At 71.0% G+C, this 15578-nt stretch carries 20 protein-coding genes; 19 read left to right on the top strand and 1 reads right to left on the bottom strand.

Annotated elements, in window-relative coordinates; all coding sequences use genetic code 11:
• Positions 1 to 244 precede the first annotated feature (244 nt).
• The 18 genes from BFF78_RS13050 to BFF78_RS12965 all read left to right on the top strand — a co-directional run bounded on the left by BFF78_RS13050 (position 245) and on the right by BFF78_RS12965 (position 13665).
• Entirely contained in the window at positions 245 to 841 is a 597-nt protein-coding gene (locus BFF78_RS13050) for a hypothetical protein (RefSeq protein WP_055704355.1), read from the top strand.
• Between the two features lie 333 nt (positions 842 to 1174).
• Positions 1175 to 1594 carry a 30S ribosomal protein S16 gene (rpsP, locus tag BFF78_RS13045; protein WP_030785131.1) on the top strand — a complete coding sequence of 140 codons (420 nt, stop codon included), beginning with the start codon at positions 1175 to 1177 and terminating at the stop codon, positions 1592 to 1594.
• A 5-nt stretch (positions 1595 to 1599) separates the two neighbouring features.
• Complete coding sequence (locus BFF78_RS13040; protein WP_003973401.1) at positions 1600 to 1839, top strand: RNA-binding protein; 240 nt, start codon at positions 1600 to 1602, stop codon at positions 1837 to 1839.
• A gap of 82 nt (positions 1840 to 1921) precedes the next feature.
• Positions 1922 to 2464, top strand: coding sequence for a ribosome maturation factor RimM (rimM, locus tag BFF78_RS13035; RefSeq protein ID WP_069778489.1), 543 nt, complete (start codon positions 1922 to 1924; stop codon positions 2462 to 2464).
• Positions 2464 to 3297: a tRNA (guanosine(37)-N1)-methyltransferase TrmD gene (gene trmD / locus BFF78_RS13030; RefSeq protein ID WP_069778488.1), complete on the top strand. Its 834-nt coding sequence runs from the start codon at positions 2464 to 2466 to the stop codon at positions 3295 to 3297. Before rimM ends, trmD begins: the two co-directional genes overlap by 1 nt.
• 135 nt (positions 3298 to 3432) lie before the next feature.
• Positions 3433 to 3783 carry a 50S ribosomal protein L19 gene (rplS, locus tag BFF78_RS13025; protein ID WP_069778487.1) on the top strand — a complete coding sequence of 117 codons (351 nt, stop codon included), beginning with the start codon at positions 3433 to 3435 and terminating at the stop codon, positions 3781 to 3783.
• A gap of 63 nt (positions 3784 to 3846) precedes the next feature.
• Positions 3847 to 4548, top strand: coding sequence for a signal peptidase I (lepB, locus tag BFF78_RS13020; RefSeq protein ID WP_069778486.1), 702 nt, complete (start codon positions 3847 to 3849; stop codon positions 4546 to 4548).
• Complete coding sequence (gene lepB / locus BFF78_RS13015) at positions 4541 to 5632, top strand: signal peptidase I (RefSeq protein ID WP_069778485.1); 1092 nt, start codon at positions 4541 to 4543, stop codon at positions 5630 to 5632. Before lepB (BFF78_RS13020) ends, lepB (BFF78_RS13015) begins: the two co-directional genes overlap by 8 nt.
• A complete protein-coding gene (gene lepB, locus BFF78_RS13010) occupies positions 5520 to 6530 on the top strand; it encodes a signal peptidase I (RefSeq protein WP_165289361.1) in 1011 nt (336 codons plus the stop codon). Before lepB (BFF78_RS13015) ends, lepB (BFF78_RS13010) begins: the two co-directional genes overlap by 113 nt.
• Positions 6527 to 6817, top strand: a complete 291-nt coding sequence (locus BFF78_RS13005; RefSeq protein ID WP_069778483.1) for a hypothetical protein — start codon at positions 6527 to 6529, stop codon at positions 6815 to 6817. The genes lepB (BFF78_RS13010) and BFF78_RS13005 overlap by 4 nt, the downstream gene beginning before the upstream one ends.
• Positions 6818 to 6899: 82 nt before the next feature.
• Positions 6900 to 7685: a signal peptidase I gene (gene lepB, locus BFF78_RS13000; RefSeq protein ID WP_069778482.1), complete on the top strand. Its 786-nt coding sequence runs from the start codon at positions 6900 to 6902 to the stop codon at positions 7683 to 7685.
• Positions 7675 to 8211 carry an NUDIX hydrolase gene (locus tag BFF78_RS12995; RefSeq protein ID WP_069778481.1) on the top strand — a complete coding sequence of 179 codons (537 nt, stop codon included), beginning with the start codon at positions 7675 to 7677 and terminating at the stop codon, positions 8209 to 8211. The genes lepB (BFF78_RS13000) and BFF78_RS12995 overlap by 11 nt, the downstream gene beginning before the upstream one ends.
• 89 nt (positions 8212 to 8300) lie before the next feature.
• A complete protein-coding gene (locus BFF78_RS12990; protein WP_008745401.1) occupies positions 8301 to 8609 on the top strand; it encodes a DUF2469 domain-containing protein in 309 nt (102 codons plus the stop codon).
• An 88-nt stretch (positions 8610 to 8697) separates the two neighbouring features.
• Positions 8698 to 9060, top strand: a complete 363-nt coding sequence (locus tag BFF78_RS12985) for a YraN family protein (protein WP_069778480.1) — start codon at positions 8698 to 8700, stop codon at positions 9058 to 9060.
• Positions 9061 to 10686, top strand: a complete 1626-nt coding sequence (locus BFF78_RS12980) for a YifB family Mg chelatase-like AAA ATPase (RefSeq protein WP_069778479.1) — start codon at positions 9061 to 9063, stop codon at positions 10684 to 10686.
• Entirely contained in the window at positions 10683 to 11843 is a 1161-nt protein-coding gene (gene dprA / locus BFF78_RS12975) for a DNA-processing protein DprA (RefSeq protein WP_069778478.1), read from the top strand. The genes BFF78_RS12980 and dprA overlap by 4 nt, the downstream gene beginning before the upstream one ends.
• 321 nt (positions 11844 to 12164) lie before the next feature.
• Positions 12165 to 13007: an RNA polymerase sigma factor WhiG gene (gene whiG / locus BFF78_RS12970; RefSeq protein WP_069778477.1), complete on the top strand. Its 843-nt coding sequence runs from the start codon at positions 12165 to 12167 to the stop codon at positions 13005 to 13007.
• Positions 13008 to 13107: 100 nt separating this feature from the next.
• Complete coding sequence (locus tag BFF78_RS12965; RefSeq protein WP_069778476.1) at positions 13108 to 13665, top strand: TetR/AcrR family transcriptional regulator; 558 nt, start codon at positions 13108 to 13110, stop codon at positions 13663 to 13665.
• Positions 13666 to 13804: 139 nt separating this feature from the next.
• Here the strand turns inward: BFF78_RS12965 and BFF78_RS12960 are convergent, their stop codons facing one another.
• Positions 13805 to 14392 carry a murein hydrolase activator EnvC family protein gene (locus BFF78_RS12960; RefSeq protein ID WP_227025827.1) on the bottom strand — a complete coding sequence of 196 codons (588 nt, stop codon included), beginning with the start codon at positions 14390 to 14392 and terminating at the stop codon, positions 13805 to 13807.
• A 272-nt stretch (positions 14393 to 14664) separates the two neighbouring features.
• On the opposite strand from BFF78_RS12960, the gene rpsB reads away from it, so the two are divergent.
• Positions 14665 to 15546, top strand: coding sequence for a 30S ribosomal protein S2 (gene rpsB / locus BFF78_RS12955; RefSeq protein ID WP_069778474.1), 882 nt, complete (start codon positions 14665 to 14667; stop codon positions 15544 to 15546).
• Positions 15547 to 15578: the final 32 nt, after the last annotated feature.

The following is a 15578-nucleotide window of genomic DNA, read 5'->3' as shown; positions in this document are numbered from 1 at the left end:
GAGGCAGGGCGAGGACAGCGGCCGAAACGGCTCTTGCGCAACCGCCGACCACCGGCGCATCGGGGCGTACACGCCGGGTCGTAGGGCGGACTACGCACCAGCTTGGTATGAGCTGTGAGGCTTCTGCGCAGATCAGCGCACCCGCCCTCGTCCGGACGCATCAGCGGCAACTGACGGGTACGTGCAAATTATTTGGGATGCCCCGGAATAGGAACACATTCGAGCTCCCGCTCGTTGTCATTACGTGAGCACGACACAGACACCACCTGTTCTCGCCGCAGAGCTGGCGCAGGCGTGGGCCGACATTCAGCGGTACCACCCCGAGCTGCCGGACCTCGCCGCGCCAGAATCCCTGATCGGAGAGTCGTCGTCCGCGTGCGGACACGAGCTCTCCTTCGAGCGACTGCTCCATGAGGCAGTCCACGGCATCGCCGCCGCCCGTGGGATCCGCGACACCTCCCGCGCCGGCCGCTACCACAACCGCCGCTTCCTCGCGATCGCCGAGGAGCTGGGCCTCGACCACCCCGAGGAGCCGCACCCGAGCAGCGGTTTCTCCCTGGTCACGCTCAACCCCGAGGCCAAGCGGCGCTACCGCCCGACCATCGAGCGGCTGCAGCGCGCGCTGAAGGCGCACACGGCGGCGACCTCCTCGGACACCACCCGCAGCTTCCGCGGCCCGGCCGCCCGGCACGGCTCCTCCGGCGGTGGTGTCCGCGTCAAGGCGGTCTGCGACTGCGGGCGCAACGTCCGTGTGGTCCCCTCGGTCCTCGCCCAGGCCCCCATCGTCTGCGGCGGCTGCGGCAAGCCCTTCAGGATCCCGGAGGTCGCGGGAGCGGCGTAGTCGCGGACGGGCCACGCAGTACCGGCATCTCGTGGGTGCCGGGCCGTGGACCGCGATCACTCGCGCCGGGCCGGCAACTTCACAGCTCCGAGCAGCGCACCCGACGTACGGTCACCTCCGCGCCGGGTGCGTCCGAGGCATGCCCCGCCCCAGCTCACACACCCTCGGCCAAAAGCGACCCGCGGGGTATGGCACAATGGCTAGCTGTACTCGACAGCCGCACAGGACCCCTCTCTCCTCCGGCTGACGCGTCCATCGGGCACTCGGGTACCGCAACCCCACGCGGCAGCTCCGCCGTGCCCAACCACGTCAAATCCAGGAGAACCCACTCCCGTGGCAGTCAAGATCAAGCTGAAGCGTCTGGGCAAGATCCGTTCGCCTCACTACCGCATCGTCGTCGCCGACTCCCGTACCCGCCGTGACGGCCGGGCCATCGAGGAGATCGGCAAGTACCACCCGACCTACAACCCGTCGGTCATCGAGGTGGACGCCGAGCGCGTGGCGTACTGGCTGGGTGTCGGCGCGCAGCCGACCGAGCCCGTTCTCGCCATCCTGAAGAAGACCGGCGACTGGCAGAAGTTCAAGGGCGAGCCGGCTCCCGCGCCGCTGCTCGTCGCCGAGCCCAAGCCGGCCCGTCCGTCGTTCGAGGCTCTCGGCGGTGACGACGAGGGCAAGGGTGAGGCGATCACCCAGAAGAAGAAGGCTGAGAAGAAGGACGAGGCCGCGGCTGAGTCCGAGTCGACCGAGGCCTGAGCAGCATGCTCGAAGAGGCGCTTGAGCACCTCGTGAAGGGCATCGTCGACAACCCTGACGATGTGCAGGTCGCCTCGCGCAACCTGCGCCGCGGGCGCGTGCTCGAGGTCCGGGTGCACCCCGACGACCTCGGCAAGGTGATCGGCCGCAACGGCCGTACCGCGCGCGCTCTGCGCACCGTCGTGGGCGCCATCGGCGGTCGCGGTGTCCGCGTCGACCTCGTCGACGTGGACCACGTCCGCTGACGCTTCATCGCAACCGGCTCGGGCCGGGGAGGGCCACTGGGCCGTCCCCGGCCCGCAGTCGTATGACAGGAGATCAGGCACAGTGCAGCTGGTAGTCGCACGGATCGGCCGTGCCCATGGCATCAAGGGCGAGGTCACCGTCGAGGTACGTACCGACGAGCCGGAACTCAGGCTCGCGCCCGGCGCCGTACTCGCCACGGATCCCGCCTCCGCGGGGCCGCTGACCATCGAGACGGGCCGCGTCCACAGCGGCCGCCTCCTCCTGCGCTTCGCGGGCGTCGGTGACCGCAACGCGGCCGAGGCCCTGCGCAACACCCTGCTGATCGCCGACGTCGACCCGGAGGAACTGCCCGAGGGCGAGGACGAGTACTACGACCACCAGCTCATCGACCTCGACGTGGTCACCGAGGACGGGGCGGAGGTCGGCCGGATCACCGAGATCTCGCACCTGCCCTCCCAGGACCTGTTCATCGTGGAGCGGCCCGACGGCAGCGAGGTGATGATCCCGTTCGTGGAGGAGATCGTCACCGAGATCGACCTGGAGGAGCAGAAGGCGGTCATCGCGCCCCCGCCGGGCCTGATCGACGACCGCGCGGTGATCGACTCGACCCGGGACGAGTCCTGATGCGCCTCGACGTCGTCACGATCTTCCCCGAGTACCTGGAGCCGCTGAACGTCTCCCTCGTGGGCAAGGCACGCGCGCGTGGACAGCTCGACGTCCATGTGCACGACCTGCGCGCGTGGACGTACGACCGGCACAACACGGTCGACGACACGCCGTACGGCGGCGGCCCCGGGATGGTCATGAAGACCGACCCCTGGGGTGACGCCCTGGACACGGTCCTCGCCGACGGCTACGAGACCGGCGACCGGGCCCCCGCGCTGATCGTGCCCACGCCCAGCGGCCGCCCCTTCACCCAGGAACTGGCCGTCGAGCTCTCCGAGCGCCCCTGGCTGATCTTCACGCCGGCCCGCTACGAGGGCATCGACCGGCGCGTCATGGACGAGTACGCCACCCGTATGCCCGTCTACGAGGTCTCCATCGGCGACTACGTGCTCGCCGGCGGCGAGGCGGCCGTCCTGGTCGTCACGGAGGCCGTGGCCCGGCTGCTGCCCGGCGTCCTCGGCAACGCCGAGTCCCACCGCGACGACTCCTTCGCGCCCGGCGCGATGGCGAGCCTTCTGGAAGGCCCCGTCTACACCAAGCCGCCCGTCTGGCGCGGCCGGGACATCCCGGACGTGCTGCTCAGCGGCCACCACGGCAGGATCGCCCGCTGGCGCCGCGACGAGGCCCTCAGGCGTACGACCGCCAACCGGCCCGACCTGATCGAGCGCTGCGACCCCAAGGCCTTCGACAAGAAGGACCGCGAGACGCTCTCCATCCTGGGCTGGGAACCGGACCCGGAGGGGGAGCCGTACGGCCGATTTTGGCGGCGGGCCGAGGGCGTGGAACAATAGACCGCTGTTGTGCGCCCGTCCGGCGTGCGCCCCTGCCACAGGGGGACACGACGTCCGCCCCGACCCGCACACGGCTTCGTGCAAACACCTAGTTTCCGTTGATGACCTGTGGCATCAGCGAAGAAAGCAGACGAAATGTCTCACCTGCTCGACTCCGTCGACTCCGCGTCGCTGCGCAGCGACATCCCGGCCTTCCGTCCGGGCGACACCGTCAACGTCCACGTCCGCGTCATCGAGGGCAACCGCTCCCGTGTGCAGCAGTTCAAGGGCGTTGTGATCCGCCGCCAGGGCTCCGGTGTCCGCGAGACCTTCACGGTCCGCAAGGTCTCGTTCTCCGTCGGCGTCGAGCGCACCTTCCCGGTGCACACCCCGATCGTCGAGAAGATCGAGCTCGTCACCCGCGGTGACGTGCGCCGCGCCAAGCTGTACTACCTCCGTGACCTGCGCGGCAAGGCCGCGAAGATCAAGGAGAAGCGCGAGAGCTGAGCGCTTGCCCGGTGTCAAGGCCTTCACCGGGGCCACAGCGGAGCCGGATAGCATCTGGCTTCGATGGACACCGAAGCACAGCCGACGGAACGCGACCGCTCCTCCCACCCGGATTCCCCGGGGCCGGAGGGACGGTCGCGTTTCGCGTTGGTGGCGCGGGTCGCCGACTGGCTGCCGGGCGGCAGGATCACCCTCACCCTTTTCGCCTGCCTGGCGTTTTTGCTGGTCCTCAATGCTTTCGTGGTGCAACCGTTCCAGATTCCGAGCGGATCCATGGAACAGGGATTGAGGATCGGGGACCGCGTTCTCGTAAATAAGTTGGCGTACCGTTTCGGTGCCCGGCCGCGCCGCGGCGACGTGGTCGTGTTCGACGGCACCGGGTATTTCGGGGACGCCGACTACGTCAAGCGTGTGGTCGGGGTGGGGGGAGACCGTGTCGCCTGCTGCGACAAGAAGGGGAGGATCGAGGTGAACGGCCGTCCGGTCGAGGAGTCGGCGTTCCTCTATCCGGGGGACAGCCCCTCCAGCGTGCCCTTCGACGTCGTCGTGCCCGCCGGCCGCCTGTTCCTCCTCGGCGACCACCGCAGCGACTCCAGCGACTCCCGGGACCATCTCGGCTCGCCCGGCGGTGGCATGGTCCCGGTCGGCGACGTCATCGGCCGCGCCGACTGGATCGTGTGGCCGTACGACCACTGGACGCACCTGAGCCGACCCTCCGCCTACGCGCGCGTGCCCGCCGTATCGCCGGAGGGCGCGCATGGGTAACCGCGGCAAACCACGCGGGGTGCCCACCAACCCCGCCGAGAACCTGCTGCCCACCGGGTCGCGCCGCACCTCCGCGCCCGGCGGCGGCCGTACGCGCGCGGAGCGGCGCAAACTCCAGCGCAAGGTCAAACGCAAGCGCCGGCGTTCGGCCGTACGGGAGATCCCCCTTCTGGTCGGTGTCGCCGTCCTCATAGCGCTCGTCCTGAAGACCTTCCTCGTGCAGGCCTTCGTGATCCCGTCCGGCTCGATGGAGCAGACCATCCGGATCGGCGACCGCGTCCTGGTCGACAAGCTCACCCCGTGGTTCGGCACCAAGCCGCAGCGCGGGGACGTCGTCGTCTTCCACGACCCGGGCGGCTGGCTGGCCGACGAGCAGACCGTCAAGAAGCACGACCCGGTCGTCGTCAAACAGCTCAAAGAAGGCCTCACCTTCATCGGCCTGCTGCCCTCGGACAACGAGAAGGACCTGATCAAGCGGGTCATCGGGGTCGGCGGCGATCACGTCAAGTGCTGCGACGCGCAAGGCCGGGTCACCGTCAACGGCGTACCGCTGACCGAGAAGGATTACCTCTATCCGGGGAACTCGCCCTCCTCCACCCCCTTCGACATCACCGTGCCCAAGGGCCGGCTGTGGGTCATGGGCGACCACCGGGACGACTCCGCCGACTCCCGCGCCCACCAGAACACGCCGTACGGCGGCACGGTTTCCGAGGACTCCGTCGTCGGCCGGGCCGTCGTGATCGGCTGGCCCCTCGGCCATTGGACACGCCTACGGGAACCTAAAACCTTCGCAAGCGTCGCCGACTCCCCGGCGGGTGCGACCGCCGGTCCCCTGCTGTCGCATAGGGTTGCCCCCGAGAATCCGAACGGACTGACCCAGCTCCCGACCCCTGCGGAACTCCCGCTCGTTATGGGAGTGGTGGGCCTGCGTCATATGTGGGGCAGGCGGCGGCACAGAGTAAGGAGTTGGCGTGGGGGATGTGGCGGTTGGCGCACGGTCGGGGCACGACGGCGAGGAGCACCGCGGGCACCCCGTGGAAGCGAACGCCCCCGTGCCGGACAGCGCCATGACCTCAGGGAATGACCCGGCGGGCGACCAGGGCGCGCCGGACGAAGAACAGCGGCCCCCGGCCGGGGACGCGAGCGCGGGCGCATCCGGTGCCCAGCCGAAGAAGCCACGCTCCTTCTGGAAGGAGCTGCCCATCCTCGTCGTCATCGCGCTGGTCCTGGCGCTGCTGATCAAGACGTTCCTGGTGCAGGCGTTCTCGATCCCGTCCGCCTCGATGCAGAACACCCTCCAGGTGGGTGACCGCGTCCTGGTCGACAAGCTCACCCCGTGGTTCGGCTCCAAGCCGGAGCGCGGCGAGGTCGTCGTCTTCCACGACCCGGACGACTGGCTGGCGGGCGAACCGGCGCCGACCCCGAACGCCGTGCAGCAAGTCCTCAGCTGGATCGGCCTGATGCCGTCCGCCAACGAGAAGGACCTCATCAAGCGCGTGATCGGCGTCGGCGGTGACACGGTCCAGTGCAGGGGCACCGGCCCGCTGCTGGTCAACGGCAGGGCGCTGAACGAGCCGTACGTGTACGCCGGCAACACGCCGTGCACGGACGACGAGCTCGGCGGCCAGTTCAAGGTGAAGGTCCCCAAGGGCTACATCTGGGTGATGGGCGACCACCGCCAGAACTCCCGCGACTCGCGCTACAACCAGTCCGACAAGCACCACGGCATGGTCCCGGTCGACGACGTCGTGGGCCGCGCGATCGTCAAGGCCTGGCCGATCAACCACTGGGGCACCCTGCCGGTCCCGGACACCTTCGACCAGCCCGGCATCAACCAGCAGACCCCGGCGTCCGCCGCCCTGACGGTGGCCCCGCAGGGCGTGGCCATCGCGGCGGTGCTGCCGGTGGCGGTGTGGCGGCGCCGGCGCGCGGACCGGCTGGAGTCCAAGGCCGAGCGGAAGACGTCCGCGGGCAGCCGATGACCCGGGAGGGCCGCGCGCTCCCCGACGGGTGGACGGTGGACCGCCTGCGCGCTCACTCGGGCGACACGCGCGCGGTCGCGCTCTGCCCGGACCGGCTCGTGTACGTCGAGGACGGCAGCGGCGGCGATCCCGAGCCGCTGCACCCCTCGTACGTGCTGGCCTTCGGCGAGCTCTGCCTCGTCGACCACGACGGCGAGTGGTATATGGGCTCCCTGCGCGACGACGGCTCGGTGGCCTGCTGGGCCTCGTACGGGTCCGACCTGGCCGAGGCGATCCGGAGCCTGTGAGTCCGGCGCCTGCCGTGCCTTTGCCCCCGGTCGTGAAACAGGGGCTGCCCCTGCCTGGTACTGCCGGGTAGGGTGCGGGTCCATGGGTGGCGAGAGCACGACGCGTACGGCCCCGCACAGCGGCGGGACAGGCACGGCACAGCCCGGCGGCGGCCGGCTCGGACAGCGATTGTCCTCCGTGGCCGTGGCACTGGGTCTGGTGCTGTTCCTCGGCGGATTCGCCTGGGCGGCGGTGACCTACCGGCCGTACACCGTGCCCACCAGCTCGATGACGCCCACGATCGACGCCGGTGACCGGGTGCTGGCCCAGCGCGTCGACGGCGGCGAGGTGCGCCGCGGTGACGTGGTGGTCTTCGAGGACAAGAGCTGGGTCACCGGCGCCAAGGTGGTCAAGCGGGTGGTCGCGGTCGGCGGCGACACCGTCTCCTGCTGCACCAACGGCAAGCTGACCGTCAACGGCAAGCAGATCGACGAGCCCTATCTGCCCAAGGGCAGCCTGGCCGAGAACCAGAACTTCCCGGCCGTGACCGTCCCCCAGGGTCGCCTCTTCCTCCTCGGTGACCAGCGCCAGGGCTCCCTGGACTCCACCGCCCACCTCACCGACGCCGCCAAGGGCACGGTCTCCCGGGACGCGGTGAGCGCCCGGGTGGACGCCGTCGTATGGCCCTGGAAGGGCTCGCTCAAGCGCCCCACCGGCTTCGAGGCCCTGGGCACCCTCTCCCAGCCCGGCCCGCTCGGCACGATCGAGCTGCTGATCGCCGCCGGCGGCGTCCTGGTCCTGGCCGGCGGTGCCTACGGCCCGATCGCGGGGCGCAGGGCCCGCTCCCGAGCCCGTACCGCCCGCCCGGAGGCGGCCGGTGCCCGCTGACCCCGCGCGGACCGGCGAGGGGGCGTACGAGGAGTCGTACGAGGGCGGTCTGCGCAAGGTGGCCCGGGTGGTCCTGCTGGATCCCGAGCAGCGCATCCTTCTCCTCCACGGCCATGAGCCGAACGATCCGGCCGACGACTGGTGGTTCACCCCGGGCGGCGGTCTGGAGGGCGCCGAGACGCGCGAGGAGGCCGCGCTGAGGGAACTCGCCGAGGAGACCGGCATCACCGACGTCGACCTCGGCCCGGTGCTGTGGCGGCGCAGGTGCTCCTTCCCGTTCGCGGGCCGCCGCTGGGACCAGGACGAGTGGTACTACCTGGCGCGTACGACGCAGACGGCCACCGCGGCGACGGGGCTCACGGAGCTGGAGCGACGCAGTGTCGCCGGAGCGCGCTGGTGGACGTGTCGGGAACTGACCCGGGCACATGAGACGGTGTATCCGACCAGACTCGCCGAGCTGCTGCGCACACTGCTCGACGAAGGTCCCCCGGCCAGTCCTGTGACCCTCGACCCGGAAATCGTCTAGCGACAATCGGCTGGCGACCCGGAAATCGTCTGAGGGGCCGTCGGACTGGCGCACAATGGTGGGATCGCACGGCTGAAGGGGAACATGCCATGAGCGCCGAGGACCTCGAGAAGTACGAGACCGAGATGGAGCTGAAGCTCTACCGGGAGTACCGAGATGTCGTCGGTCTGTTCAAATATGTGATCGAGACCGAGCGGCGTTTCTACCTCACCAACGACTACGAGATGCAGGTGCACTCGGTCCAGGGCGAGGTGTTCTTCGAGGTGTCGATGGCCGATGCCTGGGTCTGGGACATGTACCGGCCGGCACGCTTCGTGAAGCAGGTCAGGGTCCTCACGTTCAAGGATGTGAACATCGAGGAGCTGAACAAGACCGACCTGGAGCTGCCGGGCGGGTGACGGGGTTTTCCACAACTGCCGGGTTGTCCACCAAGATCAACATCTTGGGACGGGATGCGTGACGGTTGGCGCCGGAGGTGGTGCCGACATGAACGCACGAGAAGCACTCGGCAAGTACGGCGAGAGCCTGGCCGCCCGGCGGCTCGCCGCGGCCGGAATGACGATCCTGGAGCGCAACTGGCGCTGCGGACGGTCCGGTGAGATCGACATCGTCGCGCGGGACGGGGAGACCCTGGTCGTCTGCGAGGTGAAGACCCGCAGGGGCGGCGACTACGAACACCCGATGGCCGCGGTGACCCCAGGGAAGGCGGCCAGGCTGCGTGAGCTGGCCGAACACTGGATCCAGGCCCACGGAGGAGCACCACCGGGCGGCGTCCGCATCGACCTGATCGGCGTCCTGCTGCCCCACCGGGGCGCCCCGTCCGTCGAGCACGCGCGGGGGGTGGCCTGAATGGGATTCGCCCGCACCTGCTCGGTGGCCCTGGTCGGCGTGGAGGGCGTCGTCGTAGAGGTCCAGGCCGACCTGGAACCCGGAGTCGCGGCCTTCACCCTGGTGGGCCTCCCGGACAAGAGCCTGACGGAGAGCCGCGACCGGGTTCGGGCGGCGGTGGTGAACTCGGGCGGCGAGTGGCCGCAGAAGAAGCTCACCGTCGGACTCAGCCCGGCCTCGGTGCCGAAGGCCGGTTCCGGCTTCGACCTGGCCGTCGCCTGCGCGGTGCTCGGCGCCGCCGAACGGATCGACCCGCGCGTCCTCGCGGACATCGTCATGATCGGGGAACTGGGCCTGGACGGCCGGGTCCGGCCGGTCCGCGGCATCCTGCCGGCCGTGCTCGCCGCGGCCGACGCCGGCTACGAGCAGGTGGTCGTGCCCGAGTGCGCCGCCGCCGAGGCCTCGCTGGTTCCCGGCGTCTCGGTGCTCGGGGTCCGCAGCCTGCGGCAGCTCATCGCGGTCCTCACCGAGGAGCCCGTCCCCGAGGAGGAACCGGACGAGCAGGGCCGCCCCGATCCTCTGCTGGCCGGGCTGCGCGTGCCGGGCACCGGCGCGGCCACCGGGATACACAGCGTCGGCGCCGCACAGCACGACCATGACCACGACCTGGCGGACGTCGTGGGCCAGACCTCGGCCCGTACGGCGGTGGAGGTGGCCGCCGCCGGCGGACACCACCTGTTCCTCGAGGGCCCGCCCGGCGCGGGCAAGACCATGCTCGCCGAGCGGCTGCCTGCCGTCCTGCCCCGCCTCACCAGGGAGGAATCCCTGGAGGTCACGGCGGTGCACTCGGTGGCCGGGCTGCTGCCGCCGGGCAAGCCGCTCATCGACGTCGCCCCCTACTGCGCGCCGCATCATTCGGCCACGATGCAGTCGCTCGTCGGCGGAGGCCCGGGCATCGCACGACCCGGCGCGGTCTCCCTCGCCCATCGTGGCGTGCTGTTCCTGGACGAGGCGCCCGAGTTCCACAGCCAGACCCTGGACGCCCTGCGGCAGCCGCTGGAGTCGGGGCACGTCGTGATCGCGCGCAGCGCGGGCGTCGTCCGGTTCCCGGCACGCTTCCTCATGGTGCTGGCGGCCAACCCCTGCCCCTGCGGACGCTTCTCGCAACGCGACTCCCTGTGCGAGTGCCCGCCGTCGGCGATCCGCCGCTATCAGTCCCGGCTCTCCGGTCCGCTGCTGGACCGGGTGGACCTGCGCGTCGAGGTCGATCCGGTCACCCGGGCCCAGCTCACCGAGCCCGGCGCCCGCGGTGAGTCCACGGCAACCGTGGCCGAGCGGGTACGACAGGCCCGCGAGCGCACGGCGGCCCGCCTGGCCGGAACCCCCTGGCGCACCAACAGCGAGGTCCCCGGCCGGGAACTGCGCAGCCGCTACCACCCCGTGGCCGGCGCGATGGACGAGGCCGAGCGCAACCTGGAGCGCGGCGCGCTCACGGCCCGCGGCATCGACCGGGTCCTGCGCGTCGCCTGGACGGTCGCCGACCTCCTCGGACACGACCGCCCGGACGCCGTCGACGTCGCCCTGGCCCTGCACCTGCGCACGGGAGTCCCCCGAGGGGTGCCGATGGCCATCGGGGCGCTGACATGACCACGGGCGAGGATCCCGGAGACGAGCTGCTCGGGCGGGTCTTTCTCTGCCGGGTGATCGAGCCGGGGGACGAGGTCGGTGGGCGGTGGGTCCGGGAGTTCGGGGTGGGGGAGGTGGTGCGGCGGTTGCGGGACGGGGGTGAGGCCCTGCCGGGGGTGAGTGAGGTGCGGTGGGGTGGGCTGGTGGCTCGGGCCCGGCGGGCCGAGCCGGAGCGGGATCTCGCGGTGGCCGGGGAGACCGGGGCGCGGTTCGTGCGGCCCGGGGACACCGAGTGGCCCGGGCAGCTCGATGACCTCGGGGATGCGCGGCCGATCGGGCTGTGGGTGCGCGGGCGGCCCAGCCTGCGGATGTGGGCGCTGAGGTCCGTGGCCGTGGTGGGTGCGCGTGCCTGCACCGAGTACGGCACCCACGTCGCCGCCACCCTCGCCGCAGGCCTCGCCGAGCGGGGCTGGGTGGTGGTCTCGGGCGGTGCGTACGGCATCGACGGCGCCGCCCACCGGGGCGCCCTCGCCGCCCGCGGGGCCACCGTCGCCGTCCTGGCCTGCGGAGTCGACCGGCCCTACCCGCGCGGCCACGCCGCGCTGATCGGCAGGATCGCGGAACAGGGACTGGTGGTCGGCGAGTTGCCCCCGGGCGACCATCCGACGCCGAGCCGCTTCATCCTCCGCAACCGCGTCATCGCCGCGCTGACCAGGGGAACTGTCGTCGTGGAGGCCGCCCACCGCAGCGGCTCCCTGGCCACCGCGCGGGCAGCGGAGCGCCTCGGCCGGTTCACCATGGGCGTGCCCGGTCCCGTCACCAGCGCCCTCTCCGCCGGCGTCCACGAACTGCTCAGGGCAGCGGCCGCCCTGGTCACCGATGCCGCGGAGGTCGTCGAACTCGTGGGGGACATCGGTGAGCTCGCCCCCGCCCGCCGGGGCCCCGTACTGCCGCGTGACCTGCTGGAACCCGCCGCCCGGGCGGTCCTCGCCGCCCTGCCCGGCAACCGCGCGGCCGGCGTCGAGGAGATCGCGCTCGCCACGCCGACCACCCGGGACCAGGCGATCGCGAGACTGTACGAACTCCGAGCACTTGGTTACGTCGAACGACACGGCGACAGCTGGAAGTTGACACGCCAGGCGGTGATGTCGGTCCGTGACGGTCGCGGCCCCCGCTGACCGAGCGTGTTCGGCCGTCCGGGGGAACCCCCGACGCCCTTGATGTTTCCCGGAGTTGACGCTCCGGCCGGTCACGCAGAGCGAGTCGCGGACGGCGCGCGCGAGGCCGGCCGGTGCGCCCCGCGCACGGGTGGAGCCGCACTGTTCGCACACCGCGACACCTCAGTCACGCTACGCTCACGAAGGCGCCGACACAGATCCCGCCAACTCGACACCAGACCGACAGCTCACCCAGGCAGCCCACTTCCCCGCACGAACCCCACCCCGTCCCACTTCACAGCACTTCACAGCACTTCACGGCAGAACGGCACAAGGCGACGAATGCCCCAGCACACCTCCGGGTCCGACCGGGCGGCGATCCCCCCAGCCGCCCGCGACGGTGGCAGCGTGCGGCCGCCCGCTCCCTCGACGCTCGACGAGCTGTGGCGGTCGTACAAGGCGACGGGGGACGACCGGCTGCGGGAGCAGCTGATCCTGCACTACTCGCCGCTCGTGAAATACGTCGCGGGCCGGGTCAGCGTCGGTCTGCCGCCCAATGTGGAGCAGGCCGACTTCGTCTCCTCCGGCGTCTTCGGGCTGATCGACGCGATCGAGAAGTTCGACATCGACCGGGAGATCAAGTTCGAGACGTACGCGATCACCCGGATCCGGGGCGCGATGATCGACGAGCTGCGGGCGCTCGACTGGATTCCCCGGTCGGTGCGGCAGAAGGCGCGGAACGTGGAGCGGGCCTACGCCACCCTGGAGGCGCGGCTGCGCCGCACCCCGACCGAGGGCGAGGTCGCCGCGGAGCTGGACATGGAGGTCGATGAGCTGCACGCCGTGTTCAGCCAGTTGTCGCTGGCCAACGTGGTAGCGCTGGAGGAGCTGCTGCACGTCGGCAGCGAGGGCGGGGACCGGCTCAGCCTCATGGACACGCTGGAGGACACCGCCGCCGACAACCCGGTGGAGGTCGCCGAGGACCGCGAGCTGCGCCGCTTCCTCGCACGGGCGATCAACACGCTGCCCGAGCGGGAGAAGACCGTGGTCACGCTGTACTACTACGAAGGGCTCACCCTCGCCGAGATCGGTAACGTCCTCGGGGTCACCGAGAGCCGGGTCAGCCAGATCCACACCAAGTCGGTACTGCAGTTGCGGGCCAAGCTGGCGAGCTTCGGCCGCTGAGCGCGACGGCTCGGCTTTCCGGCGGCGCGGGGCGAGTGGCTCCCGTTCGGGTGGGGGCGTCCGTAAAGTGGTTGACGTGCCAAGGATTCGAGCGGCCTCCGTGGCCGAGCACCGGTCGATGCAGCGAGCCGCCCTGCTGGACGCGGCTCGGTCCCTGCTGTCCGAAGGCGGGACCGAAGCGCTGACGTTTCCCGCGCTGGCCGAGCGGACGGGGCTGGCGCGGTCGTCCGTGTACGAGTACTTCCGGTCGCGGGCCGCCGTGGTCGAGGAGCTGTGCGAGGTCGACTTTCCGCTGTGGGCGGCGGAGGTGGCCGCCGCGATGGAGCGCGCCGAGAACGCCGAGGGCAAGGTCGAGGCGTATGTGCGGCAGCAGCTGGCGCTGGTCGGGGACCGGCGGCATCGGGCGGTCGTCGCCATTTCCGCGAGCGAACTGGACGCCGGGGCGCGGGAGAAGATCCGGGCGGCGCACGGGGGGCTGGTGGCGATGGTCGTCGAGGCGCTCGGGGAGATGGGCCACGGGCAGCCTCGGCTGGCGGCGATGTTGCTGCAAGGGGTTGTGGATGCTGCGGTGCGGCGCATCGAGCTGGGTGCCGCTGAGGATCCCGCGGCCATCACCGATGCGGCTGTGGCTATGGCGTTGCGGGGTGTGAAGGGCTGACGTCGGCTGCCGCTGGGCGCGTGGGGTCGCCCACCGGTGCTGACAGGGTGCCTCCCCCACTCTCGGCTTCGCTCGGGCGGGGGACCCCCCACCGCCCACCGTGCCGCCCCGGCGGCACGACTGCCCGCAGCTGCGCCGGCTACCCAGGCAGTGGTACCCCCAGCACCGGCAGCAGCCTCGGCGGACCCCGGTGCAGCAGCCAGGGCGGCAGCAGCGACAGGGGATTCAGGTAGGTCTCGCCTCTGCGCAGCCCCCAGTGGAGACACGTCTGCGTTCCACAGTGGGAGGTCGTCCGTTCCACCGTCCCCACCGGATCCCCGGGCCCCACCTCGTCACCCTCATGGACCGACGGACTCACCGGCTCGTACGTGGTGCGCAGGTCCGTCCCTGCCAGGTCCACCGACACCACCCCTCTCCCCGCCACCCGGCCCGCGAAGGAGACCCGCCCGGCCGCGACCGCCCGCACCGGAGAACCGGGCGCTGCCGCCAGGTCCACGCCCCGGTGGCCCGGGCCGTACGGCGTGGACGGTGGCTGCCAGCCTCGTAACACCAAGGGGTGGATGCCCACCGGCCAGGTGCGCGCGATGGCCGGGACCGGGGACCGGACGGGTGGGGGAGGGGCCGGAGACGGTGGGTCCGCCCAGGCCCAGGCGGGCAGCAGGGCCGCCAGGGTCAGGCCGATCAGCACAGCAGCCGGCACCAGGGCATATCGCATCGCTCGTCGCATGCGGCAACCCTTGCGCACACCGGCCGATCATGGCCGGAGTCTGTGGACAACTCCCGGGTTGTGGACGGCGGCGTCACCCGGTGGCCCGGCGGTCCCGTACACTTCTTCTGGCGATCCGGGTCACCGGGTCGACTTCGCACGCCCCGACACCAGGCCGTCAAACGGTCGGTGTCAGCGCCTCTCGGTCCTTTGCGGCACGGCGCACGCGGGCGTCAGGCGCGGGAGCCGTCCGGCATCCGCGGCACAACCGAGAAACTCAAGGAGATACGGCCATGGCCGTCGTCACGATGCGGGAGCTGCTGGAGAGCGGCGTCCACTTCGGTCACCAGACCCGTCGCTGGAACCCGAAGATGAAGCGCTTCATCTTCACCGAGCGCAACGGCATCTACATCATCGACCTGCTCCAGTCGCTGTCGTACATCGACCGCGCCTACGAGTTCGTCAAGGAGACCGTCGCCCACGGCGGCACGGTCATGTTCGTCGGCACCAAGAAGCAGGCGCAGGAGGCCATCGCCGAGCAGGCCACCCGCGTCGGCATGCCTTTCGTCAACCAGCGCTGGCTGGGCGGCATGCTCACCAACTTCTCGACCGTCTACAAGCGTCTGCAGCGCCTGAAGGAGCTCGAGCAGATCGACTTCGAGGACGTCGCCTCCTCCGGTCTGACCAAGAAGGAGCTTCTCGTGCTCTCGCGCGAGAAGGCCAAGCTGGAGAAGACCCTCGGTGGTATCCGCGAGATGCAGAAGGTGCCGAGCGCCGTCTGGATCGTGGACACCAAGAAGGAGCACATCGCCGTTGGTGAGGCCCGGAAGCTGAACATCCCGGTCGTCGCGATCCTCGACACCAACTGCGACCCCGACGAGGTCGACTACAAGATCCCGGGCAACGACGACGCGATCCGCTCCGTCACCCTGCTCACCCGTGTGATCGCCGACGCCGTCGCCGAGGGCCTCATCGCCCGCTCCGGCGTCGCCACCGGCGAGAAGGGCGAGAAGGCCGCGGGCGAGCCGCTCGCCGAGTGGGAGCGCGACCTGCTCGAGGGTGAGAAGAAGGACGAGGCGCCTGCTGCCGAGGCCGTCACCGAGGCCGCCACCGAGGCCGCTCCGGCCGAGGAGAAGGCCGCCGAGGAGAAGGCCGCCGAGGGCGAGCAGGCCTGACGCACGCGTCGACGGCGGGGGCGGTGACACAT

Origin of the sequence: Streptomyces fodineus, from assembly GCF_001735805.1 — a bacterium.
GTDB lineage: Bacteria > Actinomycetota > Actinomycetes > Streptomycetales > Streptomycetaceae > Streptomyces > Streptomyces fodineus.
Note: the sequence above shows the minus strand (reverse complement) of the source record. Positions and strands in the feature narration are given on the sequence as shown.

What these genes read in the sequence shown, in the direction of transcription:
- BFF78_RS13040 (WP_003973401.1), top strand. Translation starts at nt 1,600, where the DNA reads ATGCTCGAAGAGGCGCTTGAGCACCTCGTGAAGGGCATCGTCGACAAC.
- trmD (WP_069778488.1), top strand. Translation starts at nt 2,464, where the DNA reads ATGCGCCTCGACGTCGTCACGATCTTCCCCGAGTACCTGGAGCCGCTG.
- rplS (WP_069778487.1), top strand. Translation starts at nt 3,433, where the DNA reads ATGTCTCACCTGCTCGACTCCGTCGACTCCGCGTCGCTGCGCAGCGAC.
- lepB (WP_069778486.1), top strand. Translation starts at nt 3,847, where the DNA reads ATGGACACCGAAGCACAGCCGACGGAACGCGACCGCTCCTCCCACCCG.
- lepB (WP_069778485.1), top strand. Translation starts at nt 4,541, where the DNA reads ATGGGTAACCGCGGCAAACCACGCGGGGTGCCCACCAACCCCGCCGAG.
- BFF78_RS13005 (WP_069778483.1), top strand. Translation starts at nt 6,527, where the DNA reads ATGACCCGGGAGGGCCGCGCGCTCCCCGACGGGTGGACGGTGGACCGC.
- lepB (WP_069778482.1), top strand. Translation starts at nt 6,900, where the DNA reads ATGGGTGGCGAGAGCACGACGCGTACGGCCCCGCACAGCGGCGGGACA.
- BFF78_RS12990 (WP_008745401.1), top strand. Translation starts at nt 8,301, where the DNA reads ATGAGCGCCGAGGACCTCGAGAAGTACGAGACCGAGATGGAGCTGAAG.
- BFF78_RS12985 (WP_069778480.1), top strand. Translation starts at nt 8,698, where the DNA reads ATGAACGCACGAGAAGCACTCGGCAAGTACGGCGAGAGCCTGGCCGCC.
- BFF78_RS12980 (WP_069778479.1), top strand. Translation starts at nt 9,061, where the DNA reads ATGGGATTCGCCCGCACCTGCTCGGTGGCCCTGGTCGGCGTGGAGGGC.
- dprA (WP_069778478.1), top strand. Translation starts at nt 10,683, where the DNA reads ATGACCACGGGCGAGGATCCCGGAGACGAGCTGCTCGGGCGGGTCTTT.
- whiG (WP_069778477.1), top strand. Translation starts at nt 12,165, where the DNA reads ATGCCCCAGCACACCTCCGGGTCCGACCGGGCGGCGATCCCCCCAGCC.
- BFF78_RS12960 (WP_227025827.1), bottom strand. Translation starts at nt 14,392, where the DNA reads ATGCGACGAGCGATGCGATATGCCCTGGTGCCGGCTGCTGTGCTGATC.
- rpsB (WP_069778474.1), top strand. Translation starts at nt 14,665, where the DNA reads ATGGCCGTCGTCACGATGCGGGAGCTGCTGGAGAGCGGCGTCCACTTC.